At 44.3% G+C, this 20,012-nt stretch carries 17 protein-coding genes; 6 read left to right on the forward strand and 11 right to left on the reverse strand.

From position 1 onward, the window contains the following. Positions 1 to 7 precede the first annotated feature (7 nt). Entirely contained in the window at positions 8 to 1,162 is a 1,155-nt protein-coding gene (locus NWE91_08005) for a saccharopine dehydrogenase family protein (protein ID MCW3986332.1), read from the forward strand. On the opposite strand, the gene purQ is transcribed toward NWE91_08005, so the two are convergent. From purQ to purM, 4 genes are all read right to left on the reverse strand, one after another. Further along, on the reverse strand, positions 1,159 to 1,977 hold the full coding sequence (purQ, locus tag NWE91_08010) for a phosphoribosylformylglycinamidine synthase subunit PurQ (protein ID MCW3986333.1): 819 nt from the start codon (positions 1,975 to 1,977) through the stop codon (positions 1,159 to 1,161). The two genes, NWE91_08005 and purQ, sit on opposite strands and share 4 nt — an antisense overlap. Beyond that, entirely contained in the window at positions 1,974 to 4,352 is a 2,379-nt protein-coding gene (gene purL, locus NWE91_08015; protein ID MCW3986334.1) for a phosphoribosylformylglycinamidine synthase subunit PurL, read from the reverse strand. Before purL ends, purQ begins: the two co-directional genes overlap by 4 nt. Next, positions 4,349 to 4,600 (reverse strand): phosphoribosylformylglycinamidine synthase subunit PurS, encoded by a 252-nt coding sequence (purS, locus tag NWE91_08020; protein MCW3986335.1) that lies wholly within the window; start codon positions 4,598 to 4,600, stop codon positions 4,349 to 4,351. Before purS ends, purL begins: the two co-directional genes overlap by 4 nt. A 67-nt stretch (positions 4,601 to 4,667) precedes the next feature. Beyond that, entirely contained in the window at positions 4,668 to 5,741 is a 1,074-nt protein-coding gene (gene purM, locus NWE91_08025; protein ID MCW3986336.1) for a phosphoribosylformylglycinamidine cyclo-ligase, read from the reverse strand. A gap of 109 nt (positions 5,742 to 5,850) precedes the next feature. Between purM and NWE91_08030 the strand changes: the two genes are divergently transcribed. Beyond that, entirely contained in the window at positions 5,851 to 6,510 is a 660-nt protein-coding gene (locus NWE91_08030) for a metallophosphoesterase family protein (GenBank protein MCW3986337.1), read from the forward strand. A gap of 104 nt (positions 6,511 to 6,614) precedes the next feature. Next, entirely contained in the window at positions 6,615 to 8,891 is a 2,277-nt protein-coding gene (hypF, locus tag NWE91_08035) for a carbamoyltransferase HypF (protein ID MCW3986338.1), read from the forward strand. Between the two features lie 146 nt (positions 8,892 to 9,037). Here the strand turns inward: hypF and NWE91_08040 are convergent, their stop codons facing one another. Continuing rightward, complete coding sequence (locus tag NWE91_08040; GenBank protein ID MCW3986339.1) at positions 9,038 to 10,294, reverse strand: MFS transporter; 1,257 nt, start codon at positions 10,292 to 10,294, stop codon at positions 9,038 to 9,040. Positions 10,295 to 10,731: 437 nt separating this feature from the next. On the opposite strand from NWE91_08040, the gene NWE91_08045 reads away from it, so the two are divergent. Beyond that, complete coding sequence (locus tag NWE91_08045) at positions 10,732 to 10,962, forward strand: HypC/HybG/HupF family hydrogenase formation chaperone (protein ID MCW3986340.1); 231 nt, start codon at positions 10,732 to 10,734, stop codon at positions 10,960 to 10,962. A gap of 122 nt (positions 10,963 to 11,084) precedes the next feature. Continuing rightward, positions 11,085 to 12,125, forward strand: coding sequence for a hydrogenase formation protein HypD (gene hypD / locus NWE91_08050; GenBank protein MCW3986341.1), 1,041 nt, complete (start codon positions 11,085 to 11,087; stop codon positions 12,123 to 12,125). A 246-nt stretch (positions 12,126 to 12,371) separates the two neighbouring features. Here the strand turns inward: hypD and NWE91_08055 are convergent, their stop codons facing one another. Together NWE91_08055 and NWE91_08060 are read right to left on the reverse strand one after the other, a co-directional pair. Beyond that, a complete protein-coding gene (locus NWE91_08055; protein MCW3986342.1) occupies positions 12,372 to 12,902 on the reverse strand; it encodes a hypothetical protein in 531 nt (176 codons plus the stop codon). Further along, on the reverse strand, positions 12,899 to 13,603 hold the full coding sequence (locus NWE91_08060) for a hypothetical protein (GenBank protein ID MCW3986343.1): 705 nt from the start codon (positions 13,601 to 13,603) through the stop codon (positions 12,899 to 12,901). The genes NWE91_08055 and NWE91_08060 overlap by 4 nt, the downstream gene beginning before the upstream one ends. A 349-nt stretch (positions 13,604 to 13,952) precedes the next feature. On the opposite strand from NWE91_08060, the gene NWE91_08065 reads away from it, so the two are divergent. Next, positions 13,953 to 14,501 carry an efflux RND transporter permease subunit gene (locus tag NWE91_08065; GenBank protein MCW3986344.1) on the forward strand — a complete coding sequence of 183 codons (549 nt, stop codon included), beginning with the start codon at positions 13,953 to 13,955 and terminating at the stop codon, positions 14,499 to 14,501. Between the two features lie 55 nt (positions 14,502 to 14,556). Here the strand turns inward: NWE91_08065 and NWE91_08070 are convergent, their stop codons facing one another. From NWE91_08070 to NWE91_08085, 4 genes are all read right to left on the reverse strand, one after another. Next, entirely contained in the window at positions 14,557 to 16,791 is a 2,235-nt protein-coding gene (locus tag NWE91_08070; GenBank protein ID MCW3986345.1) for a DEAD/DEAH box helicase, read from the reverse strand. A gap of 16 nt (positions 16,792 to 16,807) precedes the next feature. Continuing rightward, positions 16,808 to 18,853 carry a minichromosome maintenance protein MCM gene (locus NWE91_08075; protein ID MCW3986346.1) on the reverse strand — a complete coding sequence of 682 codons (2,046 nt, stop codon included), beginning with the start codon at positions 18,851 to 18,853 and terminating at the stop codon, positions 16,808 to 16,810. Positions 18,854 to 18,857: 4 nt separating this feature from the next. Continuing rightward, positions 18,858 to 19,364 (reverse strand): hypothetical protein, encoded by a 507-nt coding sequence (locus NWE91_08080; GenBank protein ID MCW3986347.1) that lies wholly within the window; start codon positions 19,362 to 19,364, stop codon positions 18,858 to 18,860. A gap of 144 nt (positions 19,365 to 19,508) precedes the next feature. After that, positions 19,509 to 19,868 (reverse strand): hypothetical protein, encoded by a 360-nt coding sequence (locus NWE91_08085; protein ID MCW3986348.1) that lies wholly within the window; start codon positions 19,866 to 19,868, stop codon positions 19,509 to 19,511. Positions 19,869 to 20,012: the final 144 nt, after the last annotated feature.

Consider the following 20,012-nt stretch of genomic DNA (forward strand, 5'->3'; position numbering starts at 1 on the left):
ACTCAATATGAGGATACTTGTTTTAGGTTGTGGAAATATCGGTTCTGTCATAGCGACCGATCTTGCTGAAAGTATGCCTTCAACTGAGATTGTCATTGCTGATAAACGCCGAAGTAGGGCTGAGAAGGTAGCTGCTCTTATCCAAGAAAGGAATGTTGCTGGAATTCAATTGGATGCTTGTAATTACCGTGAACTGGTCGACAACATGAAAATGTTCGACGTAGTAGTGGGGGCTTTACCAGGGGACATTGGTTATCAATCTGTCAAAGCTGCTATTGATGCAAACGTAGACTTAGTAGATGTTTCGTATATGCCAGAGAATCCTCTTACGCTAAATAAAGATGCAACAAAAGCCGGTGTGACGATTATACCTGACTGTGGAGTGGCACCGGGGATAAGCAATGTGTTTATAGGCCATGCTATCAGCAAGCTCGATAATGTTGAAAGTGTTCATGTAATGGTTGGTGGTCTTCCAGAGGAATCAGTTCCCCCTCTGGGCTATACGCTAACGTGGTCCACAGAAGGCCTTATCGACGAGTACACTAGAAAGGCGAAAATAGTTGAGAATGGTGAAGTGAAGGAAGTAGAGGCATTAACTGGACTGGAAGAGGTTGAATTTCCAGGCGCTGGCAAACTTGAGGCGTTTTATACCGATGGACTTAGGACACTGCTTCATACGACTAAAGATGTTAAGACAATGTGGGAGAAAACTCTCAGGTATCCAGGGCATGTTGAGAAGATAAGATTGCTGAAGGCTTTGGGCTTTTTTGATGAACGTCCTATAGAAATCGAGAATGTTTGTCTGTCACCGCGAAAAATTACTGTTAAGCTCTTTGAGGCGAAGCTTCGGAGACCTGAGATTAAAGATATTCTGGCTATGAAAGTGGAAATAAGCGGAATGAAAGAGGGATTGAAAAAACACTACATTTACCATCTTCTAGATCGTTACGATGAAAAACGTGGAGTGACGGCTATGGCAAGAACAACGGCGTACCCTGCCTCCATCTTAACTCAATTGACAGCTCAAGAAATCATAGAAGAAAGGGGTGTTGTCCCCTTAGAAAAGTTATGTGTTAAAGAAGAAAATTTCAATAAAATCCTAGCTGAACTGGAGAAACGGCATATTAAAATTGTGGAGAACCCAGGCCAGGTGTCTGGCTAAAACTTTTTTGTTAAATATTCAGCAACTGATTCAAAGATTATTTTTCCATCACCAAAAGATAGCACAGTCTCGTTTCTTGTCCAGTCGGGCAATTGCCACCCAAAATATGCGCGTTCAGGATGAGGCATCAAACCGAAAATTGTTCCTGAAGAATCGCAGATACCTGCAATGTCGTGGAAAGATCCGTTTGGATTTGACGGATATTCCCCATCAGCGTATTCACCGTTACAGTGGCAGTATCTAAATACCAGTTGATCATTGCCCAGCAACTTCTCCAAATATTCTTTCTCGTTTTCTTTTGCAAACATGAAACGACCTTCTGAATGTGCTACAGGAATTCTAACAACAGAACCGGAGGGAAGCCCCCTTGTGAAGACACAGTGACCTCTACTTTCATTCTTAAGATAGGTCCATCGGCAATTGTAGCCTGAGGGTATGTTGGTTCCCAGAGCCGCTTCTGGAAATGGGCTAACGCCGTCAAATTGGGGCAGCAGGCCTGCTTCAACTAGAACTTGAAAGCCATTACATATTCCGAGAATCGGCCGTTCCTCATCCACAAATTTGTTAATATTTTCCCCCAGCTTTGCCATAAGCCGTTTCGCCCAAATAGCGCCAGCGCGAACATAATCGCCATGGGAAAAACCACCTGGAATAACAAGAACATTATAGTCAAGCAGGTTCTGTTGTTTGGCAAGCTGATTGAAATGGACAACTTCCGCTTTCATCCCAGAATCTTTGAAGGCTCGTTTAGTTTCGGCATCACAATTTGTTCCACCGACACGTAAAACACAGACACGAATTTCTTTACGCTTCACGTCTCTGCCTCCAAACCATGTTTCCAAACGTTTAAAAGTTCATTTAAATCGGCATCTAATACCCTTTCATCTCTCAGACCATAGACACATAGGCGGCGTTCATCTGTTACTTCACCTACGACAGCGCGAGGAATACCCCTCGTTATAGATTCAAATTGGCCTGCTTGCCCTTTCAGCACCTCTACTAGAAATCTACTGTTCGACTCGGAAAAAAGCACAAAATCATTTCTACCAGCATCTTCGGTTACTGGGACATTCTTTAACCAAATGTCCACACCACAGCCACCGCTAAAAGCCATTTCAGCAGCAGCAACTGCAAGCCCACCCTCTGAAATGTCATGACAAGCTCTAACACAACCACCATCAATCGCCTCAACCATTACTTCCATTACGCGTTTCGCCTGAGGAACTCTAACTTTCGGAACCGACCTGCCCATAAAACCTTTCAGTCCATAATATTCTGAACCGCCCAACTCTGCAAAAGTTTGACCAACCACATAAAGGAAATTGCCAGGACACTTCAAGTCAAGTGAAACAGTTTTTCTAATATCAGGTATGATGCCTACGGCGGTGATCAGAAGCGTAGGTGTCACAGGACCTAAAGGTGATTCGTTATAGAGACTGTCTTTTCCAGAGATAAAAGGGGTTCCGAATCCCTTTGCAAATTCGTAGCAGGCTTCACATGCCCGGACAAGGCTTCCCAACCTATCTGGTTTTTCTGGACTCCCCCAGACAAAGTTGTCCAGCAAAGCAACTCGTCGCCCACCTACAGCAATGTTGTTTCTGATGGCTTCGTCAATAGCTGAGGCTGCCATCCAGTAGGGGTCTATTCTGCCATAGCAGGGGTTCATGCCGCATGAAATGGCGATTCCTTTCCAGCTGTCTTCCAGTGGCTTGATGACTGCTGCGTCGTTGGGTCCGCCAAATTCTCCGTGTAAAGGTTTTAGGACGGTGTTTCCTTTTACCTCGTGATCGTAAGTGCGTACTACTTTTTCTCTGCTGGTGATGTTTGATGAAGCTAATAGTTTTATAATGTATGGGTTTAGGTTACTTGGCTCTGGGAAAGTGGGTTCTTTGAATGTTACTTCATTCCATTCTGCAGTTCTTTCAGTTTTTGGTGGAGCAAACAAGAAGTCTATGTTTAGATTTGCAACTTCATGACCTTCATAGTAAATCCTCAAAGCGTTGTCATCGGTAAACTCGCCGATAGGAGTGGCTTTGACGTCTTCTTCCCTGAATATTTCTATAACTTGTTCCAAGTTCTTTTTTGGAACGAGAAGCAGCATTCTTTCTTGAGATTCAGAAACATAAATCTCCCAAGGAGCCAACCCTTCATATTTCAAAGGAACTTTTTCCAACTCAACACGAGCACCACAGCCAAATCTACGCGCCATCTCCCCCACTGCACTTGACAAACCCCCTCCACCTAGGTCAGTTATGCCTGAGCCAAGTCTTCTGTCACGAACTTCGATTATGGCTCGTTTCAGTTTTTCTTCTTCAATCGGATTGGCTATTTGAACTGCTGGACGAGAAACCTCCTCCGACTCTTCGGTGAGTTCAGCCGAGGCGAAAGTCACGCCATGAATCCCGTCTCGACCAGTTTTACCCCCTACAAGGAGGATTATGTCGCCTGGTTTTGCGTTTTTAACGAATTTGTCCTTTGGAAGCAATCCTATGCATCCGCAGTAGACCACAACGTTGCCTACGTAGCTTTCGTCAAAAAATATTGCCCCGTTTACGGTGGGTATTCCCATGTTGTTGCCGTAGCATCCTATGCCTGCCACTACTCCTCTAAAGAGATATTTTGGATGTTTGACGCCTTGCGGAAGCTTATCGTAGTCGTAGTCTAGAGGACCGAATCCCAGAACGTCGGTGCAGGCAATGGGGTCAGCCCACACGCCTAATATATCCCTAATAACACCTCCAGTGCCTGTTGCGGCGCCACCGAAGGGTTCTATGGCGGAAGGGTGGTTGTGGGTTTCCACTTTCGCAGCGATTGCATAGTTTTCGTCAAATTCTATGATGCCTGCGTTGTCTTCGAATACGGAAATGCACCATGGCTGGTTCAGTTCGCTTGTTGCTTTAGCTATGTAGGTTTTAAACAAGTTTTGGATTTTGCCTTTGTCGGTGATTATGTTTCCTTTGAAGGTTTTGTGGAAGCAGTGTTCTGACCATGTTTGTCCGATTGTTTGGAGTTCTATGTCTGTTGGATTTCTGCCTTTCTCGGAGAAGTATTTTTTTACTGCCTTCATTTCTTCTAGGTTTAAGCCTATGCTGAGTTCTTTGCTGATTCTTAGCAGTTGTTTATCGTTTGCGTCTAGGATTTTTATTTCGTGGATTTCGAAATGTGTTTTGTGACGAGTGAAGAGGGTCATTTAGCTTCTTCAACCTGAAAAGTGTAGTTATCTTTAGTGGGATTGGCCAACAGTTTTTTGCACATGCTTTCTACTTTGGTTTCTGCGTCGCTTCTGGAGTTCGCTTCTAGGGTTATTGTGTACATTTTGCTTACTCCGACGATTCTAACAAGGTAAGCGAGTTCTCTTAGAGAGCGTGTAGTTGTTTCTCCCTCTGGGTCAGAGTGCCCTGATTTAAGGCTTACTTCCACTCGAGCTTTGTACAGCATGAAATATACTTAAACAGTTAAAAATTTAAATCTTGTGTAAGCTAGATTTATATAAAAGTATAAAATGCTATTTGAGCACCAACTTTTTCCCTTTGTAAAGCGCTATGATTTTTTCCGTGGAGGTCGCCTTTCCAATGGGTTCTGCTTCAACTTTGTTTTTGTCCAGAACATCTAACACGTCATCCTGCTTTTGTCTGTCTACAACTATGGCGAACCCCCATCCCATGTTAAATGTTTTCAGCATTTCTTCATCGCTAGTGCCGCCCGATGTTTCTGCTGTTTCTTGTAGTAACTTAAAGATGGGTTGTGGCTTGAAATTGTTGAATTCGAATCCTATTCCCTTGGAGAACTTCATGAGCCTGTTAAATTTCAGGTAGGCATCGCCAGTTATGTGGACGGCGCCTTTAATTTTATGTTGCCTTACAACTTCCTGTAGCGGTTTTACGTAGATTTTCGTGGGCTCTAAAGCCTCATAAATGAGCTCTTTCTCTAAGCCTTCTGGAACATCATAAGGGTCGAATTTGCCGCCCCACTTCTTGAACAAGACTTTCCTTGCCAAGGTGATGCCGTTGCTGTGAATGCCAGAGCTTCTGATACCTATAACAACGTCTTCTGGTTCGATGTCAGTGCCAAGAACTATGTTGTCCTTGTCCACCTCACCGATGCACGCAACTATCATGTCGAAGCCTTTGCCTTCTTTAAGTCCCTTTATAATTTCAGCAACATCACCAATTTCGCCCCCTGCCACGATACATTGGGACTCGACGGCGCCTTCCACTATGCCCTTCATCCACTCCTCCACCAGAAACGGATCAGATATCTGAGCGTGAATGTTGTCAGCAATGGCTAGCGGCTTAGCGCCAGATCTAATCACATCGTTTACAACCATCGCCACGCCATCAATGCCTATCGTATCGTATTTACCAGCTAATTGCGCCAAGAGGACTTTAGTGCCAACTCCTTCTATGGCGAGGTCGAGGTATCTATCGCTTACTGGAAAAACATTGCCATAAGGAAGTTGCAAAACTTCCCCGTAAACACTAAACTTGTAGGTGCGCCTTAGCATTTTCAAAGCCGTCTTTGACTTTGCCCTCAGTTCTCTGTCAACACCAGATTCAGCATAAGTTAACTTCTTTGCCATGCGGTCCACCCATCACAAGAGCAACAGCTATCTCGTTTGGTTATTCTAAGCCTTACGTTAAAAACTTTAAACTAGTCATTTCCTATTTGATGTATGAAGGGTATGTTATTTGAAAATCTTGGCGGCTACAGATTTTCATGGCGATGTTGGGGCATTTCAAAAAGTTTCTTTGAATGCAAGGCGGAACCATGTGAATATGATTGTTGTGTGTGGGGATGTGACGCATTTTGGTTCTGTGCAACAAGCCAAAGAACTACTTTCCTCTTTACTTGCCATCCAGTCTTCAGTGTTGTTTGTGCCAGGAAACTGTGATCCCCCTGCATTGGCAGAAGAAAAAATAGAGACGATAGAGTCTATCCACGGAAAATGCAGGCAAATTGGCAACATCAATTTCTTTGGTGTCGGAGGTTCTTCGCCAAGTCCTTTTGATACACCCTTTGAACTTACAGAAACAGAGATTGCTAATATTCTGGAACGAGGCTATAATGCTTGCCAAGTCAAGCGCAGAACCATTCTGATTTCACATTCTCCACCTAAGGACACAAAGGTAGATGTAACATCTGCAGGCGAACATGCAGGAAGCTTCAGCGTAAGAGAATTTATAGAAAAAACAAAACCTGATCTAGTGTTATGCGGTCATATCCATGAAGCAACTGGAATAGACAGAATAAATGATACCATCATAGTTAACCCAGGACCTGCAAGACATGGAAAATGCGCATTGATTGACTTAAACGAAAGCATAAATGTCAGACTAGAATCCCTATAACAGCCCAAAACCCTCCTCTATTATTAAATTTCCAACATCACGAAACAAAAAGCGTAAAGTATTTTGGGTTCTCAAGACTGCAAATTGAAAAGGAGCACAAATTAGTGCGTGCAGAAATCAAAGCCCTCGGCATCGTTCAAGGAGTAGGATTTCGTCCTTTCATCTTCCGGATAGCCACTGCAAACAACCTTAAAGGCTACGTTAGGAACCGAGGTGATGCAGGTGTAGAAATTGTTGTAGAGGGCATGGAACTCGACATAAATCATTTTCTGAATGACTTGGAAAAGAAGAGACCGCCCCTCGCCTGCGTTTACAAAACACTTGTACGTTATAAGAAAGGCACAGGAAGCTTCAATGAGTTCACCATCCTGAAAAGCTCTGAGGCAAAGGAACTAGCAGGCTCAGTAATTCCACCAGACATCGCTATATGCAACGAATGTCTAAAAGAACTTCGTAACCCTTCAGATCCGAGACACGATTACTTCTTTATCACATGTACCAACTGCGGTCCACGCTACACAACAATCCGCAAACTGCCCTACGACAGGCAAAACACCACAATGCAAGATTTTGAAATGTGCGAGTTCTGCAAAACAGAGTACACAAACCCCGCTAACAGAAGATTCCACGCCCAAACGGTGGCTTGCCCCAAATGTGGACCACAAGCATATCTGACGACAAACAAGGGCGAACTTGTACCCCTTAAAGATCCAATACGCGAAGCGGGGCATCTGCTAGAGGCAGGACATGTGCTCGCAATCAAAGGCTACGGTGGCTTTCACGTAGCAACCGCGACAACCAAAGATGACCCCATACGCAGACTTCGAGAGGTTAAGCAAAGAGCCCAAAAGCCCTTCGCCATCATGGCACGAAACCTACAAACAGTTCGCACCTTTGCAAACGTTAGCCAAAAAGAAGCAAAAACACTATCTTCACATGCAAGGCCAATAGTGCTCCTAGACAAAGCAGAAAACTACTATCTTTCAGAGCTAATCGCGCCAAGCCTACATAACGTCGGTGTAATGCTGCCATACACCGGATTGCATGTAATGCTGTTTGATCAAGTAAAAGAACCGGCATTTGTTATGACCAGTGCAAATCCTCCAAGCCAACCAATAGTCGCAGATAACATCGAAGCTTTGAAGACGCTGGGCTCTGCAGTTGACTATTTCTTGTTTCACAACAGAGCGATTGCCCAAAGATGCGACGACTCGGTCATCCGTTTACACAACAGGAAAATGAGTTTCATCCGGAGATCGCGAGGATACGCCCCCGCGCCTGTTAATCTCAAACATTCATTCAGCAAGTGTGTGTTAGGCGTAGGTGCAGAAGAAAATGTAACCTCTTGTATTCTGTGGCATGATAAGGCTTTCATATCCCAATATATAGGTGACGTAGAAAACCTTGAAACTTTGACCTTCTTAAAAAGAACAATTCGCCACCTAACGTCACTGACAAATGCGAAAATCGACGCAGTTGCCTGTGATTTACATCCGAAATTTGCCACGACAAGATTGGCTCAAGAGATTGCAGACGAAGTAGATTGCTCAGTTACACCTGTTCAACATCATCATGCGCACATGCTTTCCTTGATGGGAGAACACGGTTTGGACGAGATTGTCGGAATCGTCTGCGATGGCTATGGCTATGGAGAGAACGGAAAACCTTGGGGAGGCGAAGTTCTCCACTGTAGCCAAGACCGTTTTAACCGAGTTGGCCATCTCCAGGAACAACTCCTAGTTGGAGGCGATTTAGTAGCCCGCTATCCTCTTCGAATGGCAGCGGGAATACTAAACGACGTAGTAAACATTGAAAACTGGCTTCTAAGAAGAAGCAAATATCTCCCTCACGGAAAAGAAGAAGCGCAAACAATAATCAGCCAACTTAACAGCAAACACCCCCCCTTAACCACCACAAGCTGCGGACGAGTTTTAGACGCTGTCTCAGCAATCTTAGACATCTGCCATGAAAGGACATATCAGGGGGAACCAGCGATGAAGCTGGAAGCAGCAGCAACACATGGTCAGGACATGCTAAAACTGGAACCAGAGATTGAAAATGAGGTTCTTGACACGACTCGCATTGTACGGGCTGTTTTCGAGGCAAAAGACGATTTTTCAACTGCAGATTTGGCATACTCAACCCAGTCCTACATGGCAAAAGGCATGGCTCAACTTGCAGTTGGAGCAGCACAGAAAATTGGAATAAAGGCAATAGGATTCTCCGGCGGCGTAGCTTACAACAAACACATAACATCTGCCATAAAGAAGCTTGTGGAAAAAAAAGGTGTCAAATTTTATATGCACAACTCGCTCCCAGCTGGCGATGGTGGAATTTCCTTCGGGCAAGCTCTTGCAGCCGTAATTTGCGCTAGCGGCTGATTTGAGCCAACACACACATCCATTAGAACATAAGGAAAACTGGCACACAACAGAAACTGCACGCCCTTTTTTTCACATATTTGTGTATGTAATAAGAAAGAGTCAATTTGAGGATTGTATTCTTCTCCATATTTTCCTGTCATCATCTACTTTTCAGTGCGTTGTGGTTGCTTAATGAATAGTGCAGTTAGAATAAAAGCTAGCATAATGACAACCGATGCCATGACGAAGGACAATTCAGGATTAACTCGCTCGTAAACGAATCCTCCTAGAAGACTTGCTGGAACGCTGAATGCTGACCAAGCAACGCCGAAAGCAGCGAACGCTCTTCCTCTTCTTTCTTCTGGAATCAGGTCTGCTTCCAAAGATGAGTATGTTGGTTCATAAAAAGACCATATGAAGGAACTTGCGGTCCAGAGAGTTAGAACTTGTATGAACATCCCGCAGCGGATAAAGAGAAGGTAGGTAAATATGTCTAAGGCTGTTGTTGCTAACAGAATTTTTCTTCGACTGAATTTGTCTAACAGTTTGCCAACTATAAGTATCTTCGACGCGATGCTGATTGCACTGCCTACGCCTATGACGATGCCCCATTGTGTAGATGTGACGCTGATTATTTCTTCGGCGTAGACTATCCAGTAGGGTTCGACTAGGCCGTATTCGAATGCCCATAAAATGTATATGGCTGTTAGGGCGAGGGCTGAGTGGGGCATCCATGACCATGTTTGTAAGTGTCCTTTGAAGGCGTCTTTTATGAGTTTGCTTAATCCTTTAAGGCTATGTTGCTCATCAGTTTGTCTGTTCTGAGGAGAAATGGTTTCTGTGAGCATGGATAGTCGTATTATTCCTGCAGTTATGCCTATTATTGCCAGGCCAACGTAAGCCCATCTCATTGGGGCTAGAATGCCGTGGATGTCGATTAGGTAGCCGCCGATGGAGGGCATTATGGCCCATGGTAGGAAGCTTAGGCAGCTGTAGAATGCGAAGGCTGTTCCTCTTTTTTGTTCGTTTATGGAGTCTGCTAGTATGGCCCAGAATGCGGGTTCGAATATCCAGCACATGTTTGTTAGTATTATGGCTAGGATTAGGAATTGCCAGTTGGGTGCGATTGCTACGAGGAATTGGCTTAACCCAAGGATTATGGTCATTAAGCCGATTAGTTTCTTTCTGCCGTACAGGTCTGCTATGTGGCCGCCTATGATCGAGAATATGACATAAGTAGTGCTTCCTAGGGCTGCGATTATGCCTATTGTTATTTCTGTTCCGCCTAGTCCGAAGACGTATAGGGAGAAGTAGGTGTTACAGATGCTTGTGGGTATTCCCCATAGTGTGGATGTGAGGGTTAGCACTAAGTAGTTGCGTGTCATGAAGCCGAAGCGTGGCTTGTCCTCTTTTTGGTTCAATTTTTTCACCCTCACAGGTTAGCTTATGTTCTGCTCTCAGATACATGTGAATCCTCTTCCACGATAGCAGTTCACCCTTAAAAAACTAACGCCTTGACGTACAAAGCCACATGAAAAACCGCAAGTAGAATCGCAGGCTTGTCTGCTACGTTGCTGGTAGAACGCGAACCAGCGACCAGTGGAGATATCTCCCGCAAACCCCCTTTTTTTGCTCGCGCACATTTTCAACATGCTTAAAAGTCCATCAACACTATTATTCTAACCAATATTTCTGTGACACCGACCCTCCATTGATACCAACCAGACACCGACCATATTTATGCACAATTTGTGACATAAGAGAAATATTATGAGCGACAACGCGTGCATTTGTGTTGTCATCTACGTAAACCGAAACTGATTTATGGGTGATGAAGATTCTCGACAGAGGATAAGAAATGTGTTTGGCAATTCCCGCAAAAGTTGTGAAGGTTCATGGTGATGTAGCTGAGGTGGACTTCGGTGGAGGTGTCCTTAGAGAAGTAAACGTTGTTCTGGTAGAGGCGAAGGTTGATGAGTACGTTTTGGTTCACGCAGGTTATGCTATCCAAGTAATTGACAGAAAAGAGGCTGAGGAGACTCTTAGATTGTGGAATGAAATTTTGAAAATGGAAGAGCCAAATGACTAAGCCATAGGAACTTTTGCATATGCAGGAAATTTTTGGGCACCACTTAATAAGAGGCGTTAAAACGCGGACTGTGATTTGGTTTGAACGAGTTAGCGGGATTCCGTAATCCAGAATTAGCAAGGCTGGTTACAAAGCACATTCTTGAGCTTACGCCAGACTACTTGGTGAAGTTTTGCCACGTTTGCGGGACTCATGAGTGGACGGTGACTCATTTTGGGCTGCGCAGTTTCTTGCCGAAAAATGTGGAGGTGATTGCGGGGCCTGGATGTCCTGTCTGTGTTTTACCTGCGGCAGAAATTGATGAGGCAGTTAAGTTGGCGTTGAAGGGGGTTACGGTTGCAACTTTTGGGGATGTTCTGCGGGTTCCCGGTTCGGACTTGTCTTTGGTTGAGGCGAGGGCTAAGGGAGGTGACGTGCGTGTTGTTTACGGTGTCGGTGATGCTGTGAAGATGGCAAAGGAAGAACCGGGTAGAGATTTTGCTTTTTTTGCAATTGGTTTTGAGACAACTGTGCCTACGACGGCGAATGAAGTGTTAAAGGGGCCGCCTGAGAATCTTAGTTTTCTTGTTTCGCATCGTTTGATCCCGCCGGCTATGGAGCTGTTGTTGGGGATTGGAGATTTGCATATTGACGGATTTATTGCACCGGGTCATGTTTCAACTATTATTGGTTTGAAGCCCTACGAGGTGTTTACGAGTGCTTATCATATGCCTGTTGTGGTCGCTGGTTTTGAGCCTTTAGATGTACTGTTTGCAGTTGACTTATTATTGCGACAATTGAGGGACGGGGTGGCTAGGTTGGAGAACGAGTATGGGCGGGCTGTGAAACGGGAGGGAAATGTAAAGGCGTTAAAGCTTGTTAGTCGTGTTTTCGATGTCGTTAAAGGTGGTTGGAGAGGTCTAGGAATGTTGCCTTCATCAGCGTTTGCCTTGAAAGACGAGTTTAAAGAGTGGGATGCTCGAAAGAAGCACGGTGTAAAAGTAAAAGCTGGCAGAGATCTTTTACCTGGATGCCAATGCCATTTAGTAATGATCGGAAAAATTAAGCCCAGCGAATGCCCATTGTTCATGGATGCTTGCAGGCCCGAGTCGCCGAAGGGAGCTTGCATGGTTTCAATGGAAGGTACTTGTCGTATTTGGGCGAAGCATGGTGTAAAGCAGTAGAAGTTGTGCGTAGCATCTTGGCTAGGCTGTTCTATTAGATTCAAATTTTTATAGATTACCCACTTGGTAGCCTCGAAAAAGACCGATTTGACGTATTAACCGCATAGAAGAGGCTTTCAACAGGCTACTTTTCTTGTGTAACATGGTAAAACAAGCTTCTTTTGGCCGTGAAGCGCAACCACGTAACAAGCATGATGTATCATAAAAAAACGTCTAAAGAAAAAATGAAAATGGAATATGAGGTTTTTACTCATATTCCACTTGGATGTCAAAGTCATACGTTCCGGTTGCCGATGTTGTAGCAGCTACTTCGAATGTCATTAGGTAGTACCCACTTGCACCTAATGGGTCATTTCCAGTATATGTTTCGTACGAATCAGAGGTTTCTACATCTAGTGTGTCGACAAACACCCATGAACTTGTTGAGTTTTCGTAGATGTGAATCTTGCATTCATCAAAATCGGCTGCGGTTATTGTTGTGGTTACGCTGATGGTCATGTTATGTGCTGCAGTGTCTTCGTTTTTTAGATAGAGACAGTCGGTGAAGTTTTGTGGAGTTCCAGGTTCTACACCTAAGTCCATAGTGACTGTACTGCCTGATATTGTTGTACCAGGGGGAGCATCGTCACCCTCTATCCATATGAGCTTTGCAGCGCCTACTGTGACACTTCCGTCTATGTACATGTATCTGTAAGTGGCTGCGCTTACTGTGGCTATGAGTATCGATGATATTAGTAGTATTATGAGTTTTGCTGATTTCTTGTAGTTTATGTTCATTTTGTTATTTCACCTCCTTTCGCTTTTTGTTTTTCCCACCAGAATCGCAGGAGTACGTAGAGGCTTGCCCCTAAAACTCCGACGCACGCAATCCCCAAAATTATGTAGATGTATATGGCGCCTGCTATGAAGAAGACTTCGCCCATTGTTGGCTTAATAGACAAGAAGGCTGTTGCACCTATCAAAAGGGCTATCGTGGGAGTCGCAATTTGCCACCATTTTGGTTTTACGAGGACGTAGATGCTTGCGCTGACCACTAGCGTGTCGAAGGCGAAGACGCTGATGAACATGAGACCTAAGGAGATTTGTGGAAGTGGGATGATTGCGTGCGGGGCTTCGGTGGCGTAGTTGTATAGGAACATTGTTGATATGATGAAAGTGGGGGCTGTGGCGATGATTGAGAAAAGCTTTGCGATGGTTTTCGCTTTTTTGTAGAAGAATAAATAGGCGTTAAGGGAGGCGATATTGGCTACTGCAATGATTAGGTAGATGAAGCTGTACCAGAAACGCATATAATCTGCAAAGGAACCCATGAATTCTTGGGTGACGAGGAGTTGGCCGAAACCTGCTAGAGCGATTAGTTGGTAGAGGTAGGCGAGTTTGTCTGGGAAGTGTTTGTCGAATGTGCATGTTAGTAGGCTTGTGGCTAAGAAGAAGTCAATGCCTAGTAGCATGAAGAACTCTGGCATCAGGGATTGCATTTTCTTTGTCTTTCCAGGGGATGAAAAGAATTGTTTTGGTTCGTAACATTTAAGATGTATGAATTCTGAATCAGAATCAGAATCCAATACCAATCTGGAAAGCGTGTTTACTTTAGCGTAGAAATAGAATCATTTTTGAAATGAAATGTATATGCTCCAGATTCCTGTGCGATTAACTCAAAAGTTGTTCCTTGACTGACTCTACCCAAATTGACACTAGTGTTAGGTGCTTTTTTCTAGGAAAAGAAGGTGCGCTTGAAACTGACTTAGCACAACTGCAAAAATAATGTCTAATGCGTGGGAAAATCTTTTTTTGGCTGGACTGGTTTGAATCAGTCGTGATATAGGATTGTCAAAGGAAAAGAAGAGTAGAATTTCTGGTTCACCGTTAAGATACCTATTTCCGATAGCAACACTGATCTCAATAGTCCTTGCCTTAATAGGTGGTTTATACTCAATCTATTTAGAGCCTTCTCCTTCGATCTATACCCACCTAGGAGTAATAGCCCTAATTATGGTCGGTGTTTTGATGAAATCTTTCTTCGATCATCTTATAGTTAAGAGAAAGGAGAAAAAGGAAGAGATAAAGATCCTGAAGGATTTGCTGATGGAATGCGAAGGAAACTTGGAGTTAATCAGGAACAAAAAGATACAATGGCCTCAGGTCCATTTCAGCATAATTTCGTATGACATAGTAAAGGAAAAGGCAATGCTTAGCGGTTTTTCATCCAAGCTTCATAAGCAAATTGAAGCGTCTTACCAACTAGTTTCAGAGATAGAAAAACGAAAATTCCGTGCCTTCGACCAAAAAACCGACATGATGCTTGAGAAACTTGCGCAAATACTTTCAGAAGCAATAAAAGAACTTAAGGAAAGAATCTATCGCCATCGCTCATAGTAAATGCTCGAACAGAGATTGGAAAACATTAGAGAAATATCACGACAATCGTGTGTTAGTAGTATTCGGAGAGGGATTGTTGCTCAGGAGTTTCTTCCTCTCCCAGCTTCTTCCATTGCTCTGACTTCACAAACCCGCCAACTTGCTCCTTAATCTTCTTAGCAACCCTTGATCCAATAAGAGGCAACCCCACAAGCCTTTCCACCGACGCACGCTTTAGATCATCCACCGTCTTCAAGCCAGAGTTGAAAAGAATGCGAGCACGCACTCTGCCGACGCCTTCCAGACGAACAAGAGGCAACAGCTCCACCTTTACACCATTAGCACTGCGCTCCATTAACTTATTCAACTGTGACGCTAAGTCTTTCTGCTTGAGCAAACCCGCGAGTTCCCTAGAAGCATAAAGCAGCCATTTCGCAGAGTTAATAAGCCTATACAAGTCGCCAGGCTGCACTCGAAAGCGCTCAATCATCTGGTCTTCAGTGACCTCTTCAATCCACGACTGCATTACCCACGCCAATTTCGCCTCACCCATGAACTCTTCAAAATCAAAATGGTCATCAAACTCGCTGGGCGGTTCAAACATAAACTCGTCCCTGTGCTTATCCACAAACAACGCAAGCTCATCAACCTCGCTAGAATAAGGACGCAGTTTCGGGTACATGTCCGGAGTATGAGCTATCATGTGGAGAAAGCTAATGTCAGTTATCACGGGCGCACGAGCACGCAACGCATCGCGAATAAAAACAGCTGAAATCGGGTCAATGTAAAGATCTGAAACCCGACGACCAAACTTCGTAGCAAAAAGGTTCTTGCCACCTGCGTCAATCATCTCTTCATCATAGAGAAACTTAAGAATCTTAGTTATAACCAGCCTAATAGCCTTAGGATCATACTGATAGGCATAGAAGGTTTTGCCAAAGAAATCGTAAACACCCTGCTCAGTCTGTGCATATTGAGCAGCAATGGTTGACAAGACATGGGGACGTAAGATTCGTTCCACCGCAAGCTTTGACCAGATACGCTCAGGCTCCGCTAAAACATAATTTTCCATCAGATAATCCTGCTCGTCATCCGTCTTGGCTATAAGAATCGCTTCACCAACCTTGTCATACTTCGGCCTTCCAGCCCTACCGGCCATCTGCTTATACTCCAGAACAGGTATGGGATAGTAGCCATAACCCACCTCGTAACGCCTATAATCATGAATTATCACCATTCTCGCCGGCAGGTTAACGCCGAAAGCTAGAGTCGGCGTAGCAGTTAAGACCTTGATTTTACCTTCTCGGAAAGCCTCTTCCAGCAGCCTTCGGTGACCACCCCCCAACCCAGCGTGATGAAAAGCCGCTCCATGCTTGACAAAGCCGGCAAGAAGCTCGCTTATTCTCGTTCGCTCGCCGGTTGCTAACATCCGCTCACCAAGTAGGTTCAAAGAACGTTTAGCCGGCTTTGAGAGGAAAATGTCCAGTTCAGCAGCCAATTTTTTCGCCAGAGAAACCGCGTTCTTCCGTGTTGATGCGAAGATGAGTGCTTGACCGCCAGACTTAACAACGTGGAGGGCAAGGTTCAAAGCGGGGTTTCTGGAGTGTTTTCCTATTTTCGTAGCCCCGCCGTCTTTGAATTGTATTTCCTGATGAAGAAGAACTCCTTCCTTCAGCTTAACGGGTCTCCACTCGGTTGTAACATATTCAGCTTTAAGCCAGTCCGCCAGTTCTTCAACGTTCTTTATCGTGGCGCTCAGAGCTAAGACTTGAATTTCTGGGTTAATCTGCATCAGCCTCGCCAACACAACTTCAAGCGTCGGTCCCCGTTCAGAATCGTTGAGCAAATGAACTTCATCAGCAACTACAAGCGATATCTCATCCACCCACTTAGACCGGTGCCTTAAAAGCGAATCAGCCTTCTCGTTAGTTGAGATGATTATGTCATATCTTCCAAGCCACGGGTCACTGCTGTCATAATCGCCGGTGCTGATGCCGACGCGTACACGTCGCCCATCAAGCTTTGGAACGCCACTGTATTTTTTGAAGTCTTCATATTTTTCGCTGGCTAAAGCTCTTAGAGGAGTTAAATAGAGAACCTTTCCACCGCGCTCTACGACATGCTTAAGAGCGCAAAGCTCCGCCGTGAGAGTTTTGCCAGAAGCAGTGGGGCTTGCCAAAACAAGGTCTTTTCCTTCAAGAGCGCCTGCGCGAACTGCTTCCTCTTGGGGAGGATAAAGCTTAGAAATCCCAGATTTCATAACAACTTCTTTCACTTGTTCAGGAATAGGCAGCTCTTCAACTTTCAATCCTAAAACCTTTAGGCTATACTTTGCTTAGGAAGCCTGGTCGCCGTTCATATATTGTCCCGTCTCTTATCATCCGTCCAATAAGCTTCTGGGCTTCAAACGCTTCGATTTTATGCTTGCTTGAAAGTTCGTCCAAGAGTAGTCTTTTTTCAATCATACCTGTTTCTTTTGACATTTCAACAATTTCAGTGAGGATTACTCTCAACTTGTCTTGCATGCTCTTCGGTTTTCCAACCATGATTATGTCAATGTCCCGCATTTGGGTTGACATGTCAATGCCCACTTCTTCCAACGATTTATTCATAATGACAATAGCAGCTTCAGCGTCTTCGGCAGTAACTTCTTTTCGAAGCGCAATCCGCGCCCTTGCCTCCGCCAGCCTGATCAGAGATTCCAGCTGCCTTGCCGTGATGGCTATAGGTGAACCTTCAATTTTTTCTGTAATTGCTCTCATCTCTAGATAGAAAGCTCTTAGCCGCTGTGATGCCTCATCGGTTAACACGGGTTTTATGTTCTTCGCATAACTGATATATTTCCGAAGTAGATCTGACGGGACAGGTGTTTCTAAAGGCGCTACGCCTCGTCTATGTATTTCTAGAATGTGGGCCGACATTTTCTCGTCCAAATCCTTTTCAGGAACGTCTTTTAACACGAAGATTAGGTCAAATCTTGAGAGAATGGTGATAGGCAAGTTTATGTTTTCAGTCACTGTCTTATAAGCATCATACCTCCCTAAGGAGGGGTTGGCAGCTGCAAGAATGGCTGTTCTTGCGTTGAGAGTTGCCACAATACCGCCTTTCGCCACGGACACTGTGTGTTGTTCCATAACTTCGTGAATTGCCACCCTGTCTTCTGGACGCATTTTGTCAATCTCATCAATACACGCGACTCCTTTGTCTGCCAAGACAAGTGCGCCAGCCTCAAGAGTCATTCCCCCGCCTTTCTCACGCAACACAGCAGCAGTCAAACCCGCTGCAGTTGTTCCACGACCGGAAGTATACAAGCCTCTCGGAGCGATTGCAGCTACGTACTGGAGCAATTGTGACTTGGCGGTACCTGGGTCGCCAAGAAGAAGAATGTTTAGTTCGCCTCTAATTGAGATGTCCGCTAATTGTTTTGGAACGCCGCCGAAAACTATGTACATTATGGCTTCTTTGATGGTTTCATAGCCGTAGATGGAAGGGGCAATTGAACGTATAATGTTTCTGTGAATCCACGGGTCAGCGGCAAATTCAAGGATTTTCTTTTCTTCCTCTGGTGAAACGAGAACCATTTCTGGCTCTTTACTCTCTATATCTATGAAATTAGCGTCAACATGAAGACGGAAAACCCGAAGTTTTCCAGCCGTAGGAAAAACCGGTGCCACAGCACGAACAATGCCAATTATTGCAACATGATCGCCTGGTCTAGCCGTGTCAACAAGGTCGCGGCTTATGAGCTTCACATTCAAAGTTCGAGGTAGCTGACCTGGAGGCAAATCTTCAGGCCGCTCTTGTATGCGAATCTGCTGGTAATCGATAAAAGTAGAACCCTCTTGAACAAATTCGAAAGGTCCTTTACTCTGACAATGAGGGACCTCGCACCGTAAAGGCGCCTTCAGAAAGGGACCTGCCTGGTCTAGGTAAGCAGTTTCACCGCATCTTTTGCATTTGAACGCTGCTCGCAACACCTGAGGCTGCACTGGAGAGGCGCGCACGATTATGCCCTCAACCATCACCAGCCTACCGATGTTAGCCGCTCCCAACATGCGCAAAGCCGTTGATTCAGGCAAATTTCTGAAACGAACAGTGACGCTTTCTATCTTTAACGCGTATTCGCTGTCTTCTGTTTCCAGCTGCGAATAAGCAGCTCTATTTATGTACCCTGAATATTCATCTGGCTTTTCCACCAAAATTTGTGCCAATGCCATATCGAAAACCATTAGGTCTTCAAACTCTATAATAAGTGAAGTGCTGTTGCCGATTGCCATCTGAGATATTCTTTCACGATATTTATCTTGCTTGAAAAAATCTTCAAAGCGTTGCTGAGGGTCGATTTCAACTTCTTCAGTCGTTTTTGCCACCTCTTTAGAAGATCTTGCCTCTCCATTCGTTAATGGTCTTGTAGAGATTATGATAAAGTGTTCTCTCTTCAGCGGTCAGGCTTTGAAGTGCCTGTGCAGTAAGGGGCAGGGACGAAGCAAGAGAAACTATCTTTTTTACTCGGCAATTAACAATGTCTTTTGAAATCCTAACAGATTTTTCATGTTCCTTCAGTTTTTCTGCATTGTTTGCAGAGGCTCCTTTGAGGCTGGTGAGATAGCGCCTTAGTTTTGGATAAAAATCTTCGGGAAGCGGAGAAACCTTGTTTGTGGGTTGCACTCTTTCTTTCCAATGTATCTTATGCAACTTGACAACGTCTAATATGTCCTCCTCTCGAAAACGAACTATCCCCGCCTTTTCAAGTTCTTTTGCAACCCAAAACCGAACCTCATACTCTCTTCCTTCATCAAAAGGACCAACCTTTAATCCTGCTAGTTCAGTTTTCGCCTCATTCCGGTTTGCAATAACCTTAACCGGCTTGTTTTCAAACATAAAGTCTGCATCTTCTACTGAGACATGTTGATGAGCGGACAGTTCACCTTTCCCCCTTATTATGTCTTTAAGAAGAGAGTGCTGGGGGAATATAAAATGTATAGTCGAAAAAATAATACCGTAAGTGCTAAAGCTTTTGATTTCTTATAGAGCTTTTTCTTCCTTTTCCAAGAATCCTGTTAAGAATATGGCGTATTCACATGGATGTTCGTTTTGAAGTAGGGATTTTATGATTTTGATTTTGCCTTTTTTGCCATGTGTAACCCTCGAAATTATGTAGTCTATTGTCTTTTTGCGGAAATTGCAGAGCCACTTCTTTTGACCTGATTTCACCAGTTTGAAGTAGGGGCAAGTTTTATATTTCAACGTAAAGCCACCTTCAAAATATTCTATTTCAACTTCTATGTCTAATTCTCGGTACATGTCTGTGAGTCTTTCACCCACTTCCCTAATAGTCCACAGATAATCTTCTGGAAACATTTCATCAAATTGAGCCTTAACCAAGGAAAAAACGTATGCCTTGTTTATAACTAAAAGAAGCGAAAAGAACACAAAACCACAAAAATCTCCAATATGGATGTACATAATTGATAATGATGGTTTAGCTAATTCCGATAAGAGATTTCCAACTAAGTTAAGAAATAATAG

This window comes from Candidatus Bathyarchaeota archaeon, assembly GCA_026014805.1.
GTDB lineage: Archaea > Thermoproteota > Bathyarchaeia > Bathyarchaeales > SOJC01 > JAGLZW01.

Excerpts from the sequence above, each read along its gene's own strand:
- NWE91_08005 (MCW3986332.1), top strand. The coding sequence starts at position 8 with ATGAGGATACTTGTTTTAGGTTGTGGAAATATCGGTTCTGTCATAGCG.
- purL (MCW3986334.1), bottom strand. The coding sequence starts at position 4,352 with ATGACCCTCTTCACTCGTCACAAAACACATTTCGAAATCCACGAAATA.
- purS (MCW3986335.1), bottom strand. The coding sequence starts at position 4,600 with ATGCTGTACAAAGCTCGAGTGGAAGTAAGCCTTAAATCAGGGCACTCT.
- purM (MCW3986336.1), bottom strand. The coding sequence starts at position 5,741 with ATGGCAAAGAAGTTAACTTATGCTGAATCTGGTGTTGACAGAGAACTG.
- NWE91_08045 (MCW3986340.1), top strand. The coding sequence starts at position 10,732 with ATGTGTTTGGCAATTCCCGCAAAAGTTGTGAAGGTTCATGGTGATGTA.
- NWE91_08055 (MCW3986342.1), bottom strand. The coding sequence starts at position 12,902 with ATGAACATAAACTACAAGAAATCAGCAAAACTCATAATACTACTAATA.
- NWE91_08060 (MCW3986343.1), bottom strand. The coding sequence starts at position 13,603 with ATGCAATCCCTGATGCCAGAGTTCTTCATGCTACTAGGCATTGACTTC.
- NWE91_08080 (MCW3986347.1), bottom strand. The coding sequence starts at position 19,364 with ATGTTTGAAAACAAGCCGGTTAAGGTTATTGCAAACCGGAATGAGGCG.